The organism is Acinetobacter sp. TUM15064, from assembly GCF_008980265.1.
In the GTDB taxonomy this organism is placed as follows: domain Bacteria; phylum Pseudomonadota; class Gammaproteobacteria; order Pseudomonadales; family Moraxellaceae; genus Acinetobacter.
In genome coordinates this window covers 1-1,578 of sequence record NZ_BKFU01000142.1, presented here as the reverse complement: position 1 = coordinate 1,578, position 1,578 = coordinate 1, and the positions used below count along the sequence as shown (strand labels likewise).

Annotated in this window: 2 protein-coding genes; both read right to left on the bottom strand. The window is 39.2% G+C overall.

Annotation, left to right across the window (positions count from 1 at the left end; genetic code table 11):
- Positions 1 to 313: 313 nt before the first annotated feature.
- Entirely contained in the window at positions 314 to 781 is a 468-nt protein-coding gene (locus GBI16_RS18060; RefSeq protein WP_031967107.1) for a DMT family transporter, read from the bottom strand.
- Between the two features lie 24 nt (positions 782 to 805).
- Positions 806 to 1,578: amidohydrolase family protein (locus GBI16_RS18055; protein WP_151707607.1), on the bottom strand; the 773-nt coding region annotated here is incomplete at its 5' end.

Here is a 1,578-nt window from a genome sequence, read left to right as displayed (position 1 = left end):
ATTATGAACAGCAAGTGTCAACAGATCCTAGCCTATTTAACTTATGTTCACCTAGAATCTAATTCATAATTAAACTTATGTTTAATAAGCAATTAAATTAATTACTTAGAGTGTTAAAATAATAACTTATAAAATATTTGGTTCATGAACCTAGCTATGAATGCATATTTTCCTACTAAAAAGGTCTTAAAAATAGACTAAATTTGTCTAGGATAGTGGTGGTAGTCCACCACTAATTAAAAGGTGTCTACAAAATCAGTAGCTATTCAAATATCGTTACTTTTACGGCTATATCTATTTGTAGCGATCAAAATTAAAAAATTTCTGACAATTTGTCGCCTAATAGAGCAACAGTTAATCCAACCAGCATGACTATTGTTCCAACTAGTTTGATCAAGGAAACTGGACGTTCAGTAGCCCCCAACAACCCAAAATGATCAATCATTAAAGAGGAGAGTATTTGTCCAGCTATTGCTAGCCCCAGTAAAGCAGACAGTCCAATTCTTGGCGCAAGAACAACATAGCTCAGCAAGGCACACGAACCTAGAATTCCACCTAAAAGACTCCACCACGGCTGAGTCGAAATAGCAATTAATGAAGGAATTATCTCACCCCGAACCAAAGAATAAACTCCAACACATACCGCACCAACAGTAAATGAAAATAGTGCAGCAGCCACAGGATCTCCACCAATTCCTTTAGCCAGTTGAGCATTCAATGTAGTTTGTAGAGTAATTCCTAATCCTGCTGCAAAGGCCATTAAATAATAGATAACATTCATACTGTTTGTCCTCTTTTATATCGTTTACTCAAGAGGCAGAAATGTCTCAGCAAAAATGTCTGGAGTATAACCAGCGGCAGCAAAAAGATGTTGGCGAGATTCATCAATCGCTGCACGTAGTCGTTCACTATTTACACCTAATACCTTACCGTCACGCTTCACAATGCGCCCAGCAATCATCACAGTATCAATATTACTGCGCTCGGTTGCATGAACTACAGTGCCAAAAGCATTGCCCGAGGGATAAAGATTAATATCATCTGTTCTAATCAATATTAGATCAGCCTGTTTTCCAATGGATAAGCTGCCAATTTTTTCTTGTAGACCTGCACAAGTAGCACCATCAGTCGTCGCAGCTTTTAAAAGGTTTTGAGCATGAAGCGTCACTGGCGAATGTGCTAAACCACAACATTTGTTCTGATGCATACCCATTACGCGTTGTAAATAAAATGCTACACGCATTTCCATAAACATATCACCACTGTAAGAGGTTTCATTATCTACACTTAAACCAGGTCTAATACCGTGACGTAGAGCTGATTGCATGGCGAACATACCATCTTCGATGCCATAGTGGGCATCTGATCTTGGGCATACGTTTACTCGTACTCCAGACTCGCGCAAAATTTCCCATCCAGCATCTGGCAGTGAAGTACAATGATTAAAGATATTATCTGGACCCAGTAATCCTTGTTGATGCAAACCCTCTAGTTCGGCAGCCATTTCCCCACCAAAAAATTCAGTAATAATTGGCAATCCTAATCTGCGTGCCTCCGCCCACAATTGAGGTTCAAGCT